Origin of the sequence: Synechococcus sp. CCY 0621, from assembly GCF_019038465.1 — a bacterium.
In the GTDB taxonomy this organism is placed as follows: domain Bacteria; phylum Cyanobacteriota; class Cyanobacteriia; order PCC-6307; family Cyanobiaceae; genus Cyanobium.
The window spans coordinates 1-4,043 of sequence record NZ_JAFKRH010000018.1 but is presented as its reverse complement, the minus strand read 5'-3'; the positions used below and the strand labels follow the sequence as shown (position 1 = coordinate 4,043).

Annotated in this window: 4 protein-coding genes; 2 read left to right on the top strand and 2 right to left on the bottom strand. The window is 69.0% G+C overall.

The features are described 5' to 3' along the window. Positions 1–171: 171 nt before the first annotated feature. Entirely contained in the window at positions 172–1,077 is a 906-nt protein-coding gene (locus KUG43_RS06860; RefSeq protein ID WP_216907457.1) for an alpha/beta fold hydrolase, read from the bottom strand. Positions 1,078–1,155: 78 nt separating this feature from the next. On the opposite strand from KUG43_RS06860, the gene KUG43_RS06855 reads away from it, so the two are divergent. After that, positions 1,156–1,479, top strand: a complete 324-nt coding sequence (locus KUG43_RS06855) for a hypothetical protein (protein WP_216907455.1) — start codon at positions 1,156–1,158, stop codon at positions 1,477–1,479. A gap of 24 nt (positions 1,480–1,503) precedes the next feature. Here KUG43_RS06855 and KUG43_RS06850 read toward each other — a convergent pair whose 3' ends face one another. Continuing rightward, positions 1,504–2,877 carry a cation:proton antiporter gene (locus KUG43_RS06850; protein ID WP_216907453.1) on the bottom strand — a complete coding sequence of 458 codons (1,374 nt, stop codon included), beginning with the start codon at positions 2,875–2,877 and terminating at the stop codon, positions 1,504–1,506. Positions 2,878–3,038: 161 nt separating this feature from the next. On the opposite strand from KUG43_RS06850, the gene KUG43_RS06845 reads away from it, so the two are divergent. Next, positions 3,039–4,043 (top strand): glycogen/starch/alpha-glucan phosphorylase (locus KUG43_RS06845; RefSeq protein WP_216907451.1); only part of this gene is annotated, 1,005 nt, incomplete at its 3' end.

Genomic DNA, 4,043 nt, shown 5'->3' with positions numbered 1-4,043 from the left:
CCCCGCGCAGTGCATCGATGTCCGGCCGGTAGGTAAAACCTCCCCCCTTTCCGCCCGCTCCAGGCGCTTTGCCGCTCGCCGCTGGGGCGGTTCCGGTGCCCGTGACGGCGGCGATCAAGTCGGCCCCCCATGTGTGGAGGGAAATGTACCGACCAGCGGCCGCCGCCGGGTTCAGTGGGCGGTCAGCGCGGCAACCGGGCTTTCCACCAGCCCCGCCAGCCAGTCCAGCAGGGCCCGGTTGACCTGGTCGGGCACCTCGTCGTGGGGGCAGTGGCCGGCGTCGAGCACCACTTCCGTTGTGCGGGCAGGTGCATGCCGCTGGAAACTGGCCCGGCGACCGGCGGCGTTGATCCAGGGGTCGCGGATGCCCCAGAGCAGCAGCAGCGGGGCGCTGAGGTCGGCGAACAGTTCGTCGAGGGGCTGGCCGCGGGGGATGTCGAAGACGGTGCGGAAGACGCCGAAGGCGCCGGGGTCCCGCGAGGGCCGCAGGATCGCCTCGACCAGCGCGTCATCGACGTTGGTGCGGTCGATGTAGACCTGATTGAGGGTGCGGCGCACCGTGGCGGGGCGGCGCATATTCTCGAACAGGAGGCGCTGCAGCACCGGACTACGCAGCAGGGCCGACCCGATCGTCTGGCGGGCGATGGCCCCCCACCCCTGGGGTGGCTGCTGCTCGTCGCTGAAGGGGCCGGCGGCGTTCAGCAGCGCTACGCCCGCAGCCTGATCACCAAGGGCGGCGCCGGCGGCCAGGGCGGCAAAGCCGCCGAGGGAATTACCCACCAGCACCGTGGGCCGGCCGATCCGCTGCTCCACATAGGCGCAGAGCTGGTCGCGCCAGAGGGCGCCGCCGTAGGTGAGGCCAGCGGGTTTGGCGCTGCGGCCGAAGCCGAGCAGATCGATGGCGTGGACCTCATGGGTGCGGGCCAGCACCGGAATGTTGAAGCGCCAGTGGTCGGTGGAGGCCCCAAAGCCATGCACCAGCAGGATCGCCGGGCCGGTGGGCTGCTCCGGAGCCGAGCGAATGGCGTGCACCCGATGGCCCAGGAACTGCCAGGGGATTTCGGGTGACGAAGCCATGGACGCAGGGGCGTTGCGGTGAAGGACGATGCTAGGAAGCCCGGCCAGCGTGCGGCCCCGCCCCCTGCGCCTGCCGCCATGTCCGACGCCTTCACCCTCGCTGACCTGAGCCCGTTGCTGCCGGGGGTGGCCCTGTGGGCCCTGGCCCTTTACCTGCCCCTGAGCGTGCCGCTGGGCCGGCTGGAGCAGGCCCTGGCCGAGGCGTCCCTGGAGGAGGGGCTGCAGCAACTGGTGCTGGTGGGCGGCAGCCTGCTGCTGGCCCTGGCGGTGGGCCTGGTGGTGGAACTGCTGCTCAGCTGGGCCCTCGGGCCTGGCTGGGCCGGAAGCCTGGGTTTGATCGCCGTACTGGGGGGACTGTCGCTCAGCCTGGCCGCCGGCAGAGCCGACGACCGAGAGCGCTGAAGCCGGCCGGACCGGCACAGGGGATCAGGCGGCCTGCTCGGTGGGCCTATCTGCAGACCCATCGGCGGGGGCCTCCGTGGGGACCTCAACGCCGTTGAGCGCCAAGCGCAGCAACAACGGCGCCAGGAACGTGGTGCCGATCACCATCAACAGGATGGCCGCCTCCAGGGGCGCCGAGAGGATGCCGGCCTGGCTGCCCAGACCCAGGAAGATCAGACCGACTTCCCCGCGGGGCATCATCCCCAGGCCCACCACCAGGCGGTTGGTCTTCTCCTTGCTGATGTAGCTCCAGCCGGCGGCCACTTTGCCGGCAATGGCGACGGTCAGCAGGAACAGGGCCACCACCAGCCCTTCGCGGTTGTCGGGGTTGAGGGGATTCATCACCGACAGGTCGAGGGCGCTGCCGATCAGCACGAAGAACACGGTGGCGAACAGGGCCACCAGGGGCTTCACCGACTGCTGGATCGCCTTGGTGTGCTTGGAGGCACTGAGGATCAGGCCGGCCGCGAAGGCCCCCAGGGCCGCCTCCAGGCCGATGGCCTCGGCGACGAAGCAGCACAGGCCCAGCACCACGAAACCGGCCACCACCACTTCCCCTGGGGCCTTGAGGCGATCGAGGATCCAGTCGAAGACCGGCGCGCCGGTGCGGCTCAAGAACAGGGCCACGGCCACGAACACCGCCGCCGCCAGCACCAGCTGCAGGATCGGACCGGCGGCTAGCACCCCGTCACCGGCCAGGGCCACCACCACCGCCAGGATCACGATGCCGAAGATGTCGTCGAGCACGGCGGCGCCGATCACGGTCTGGCCTTCCCGGGTCTTGAGGAACTTGAGTTCGCCGAAGACGCTGGCGGTGATGCCGATGCTGGTGGCGGTCATCGAGGCGCCGGCGAACACCGCCGGGAACAGCGGCACGTGGAAAAGGAGGTACAAACCGGCCGTGCCCAGGGCGAAGGGCAACACCACGCCGGTGAGGGCGACGGTGGTGGCCTGCTTGCCCACCGCCATCAGTTCATCGAGTTCGCTTTCCAGGCCCGTGAGAAACAGCAGGGCATAGAGACCGAGCTTGGAGGTGGCCTCCAGGGAGGGGAAGCTCTCGGAGTAGATCTCGGCCACCGTCTCGGGGCTGACGCCGGCGCAGCCACCCACCAGATCGAGCATGGTCTGGTTGAGCTCGGCGTGGACGGCCGGCGGCAGGATCAGGTGCAGCCCGGTGACACCGATCAGCACGCCCGCCACCAGTTCGCCGAGGATCGTGGGCAGCTTGAGGCGGACCATCAGCTCCGCCAGGGCCCGGGCCGCCAGGAAGATGACCAGGTAGCGACCCACCTGCAGCAGCGTTTCCACCGTCTCGATCTGGGTGGTGCCGACCTCGAGCAGAAGGCTGGGGGCGAACATGAAGGAAATCAATGCCGCACGGACGCTAGGGGCGTCGGCGTTGGTCACGTGTTCCGTTGCTGATCTCCCAACAGGCCAGGCGGGAGGAATGGCAACCACCGCTACGGTCTGGGGACGCACGGCCAGACCTGTGCCTGAGGGATCACCGCGCGCCGACCGCCATGACCGACCAACAACCCCGCAACCTGAGCCTGCCCACGCCCGGGTGTTTCGCGGACCCCGATCGCAGCGGCCTGACGGCGACGGACGTGTTCGACGGCATGACCGAACACCTCTTTTATACGCTCGGCAAGCTCGCCCCCAGCGCCAGCCGCCACGACCTCTACATGGCGCTCAGCTACGCCGTCCGCGACCGGCTGATGACCCGCTACCTGGCGGGCATTGAAGCGATTGCCGCCAACCCCAAGCGGATCGTGGCCTACCTCTCGGCCGAATTCCTGATCGGCCCCCAGCTCGGCAACAACCTGCTGATGCTCGGCATCCAGAAGGAGGCCGCCGAGGCCCTCAAGCAGTTCGGCATCAACGACATCGAGGAGATCCTCGACGTGGAGGAGGAGCCGGGCCTGGGCAACGGCGGACTGGGTCGGCTGGCCGCCTGCTTCCTCGAATCCCTCGCCTCCCTCGAGATCCCCGCCACCGGCTACGGCATCCGCTACGAGTTCGGCATCTTCGACCAGCTCATCCGCGACGGTTGGCAGGTGGAGATCACCGACAAGTGGCTCAAGGCTGGCTGGCCCTGGGAGATCCCCCACCCCGACCAGGCCTGTTTCGTGGGCTTCGGCGGCCACACCGAGAGCTACCGCGACTCGAACGGCGCCTACCGCGTGCGCTGGATCCCCGCCGAGCACGCCATCGGCGTCCCCCACGACGTGCCAGTGCTGGGCTACCGGGTGAACACCTGCGACCGGCTGCGCCTCTGGCGGGCCGATGCCACCGAATCCTTCGACTTCTACGCCTTCAACAGCGGCGACTACTACGGCGCCGTGGAGGAGAAGGTGGGCTCCGAGACCCTCTGCAAGGTGCTCTACCCCAATGACGGCACCGCCAAGGGCCGCCAGTTGCGCCTCAAGCAGCAGCACTTCTTCGTCAGCTGCTCCCTCCAGGACATGATCCGCAGCCTCGATGCCCGCGGCATTCCCATCGAGGAGTTCCCCGACCACTGGGCC

Bases quoted from the DNA above. Each gene is read 5' to 3' on its own strand.
- KUG43_RS06860 (WP_216907457.1), bottom strand. From the start codon at position 1,077: ATGGCTTCGTCACCCGAAATCCCCTGGCAGTTCCTGGGCCATCGGGTG.
- KUG43_RS06855 (WP_216907455.1), top strand. From the start codon at position 1,156: ATGTCCGACGCCTTCACCCTCGCTGACCTGAGCCCGTTGCTGCCGGGG.
- KUG43_RS06850 (WP_216907453.1), bottom strand. From the start codon at position 2,877: ATGTTCGCCCCCAGCCTTCTGCTCGAGGTCGGCACCACCCAGATCGAG.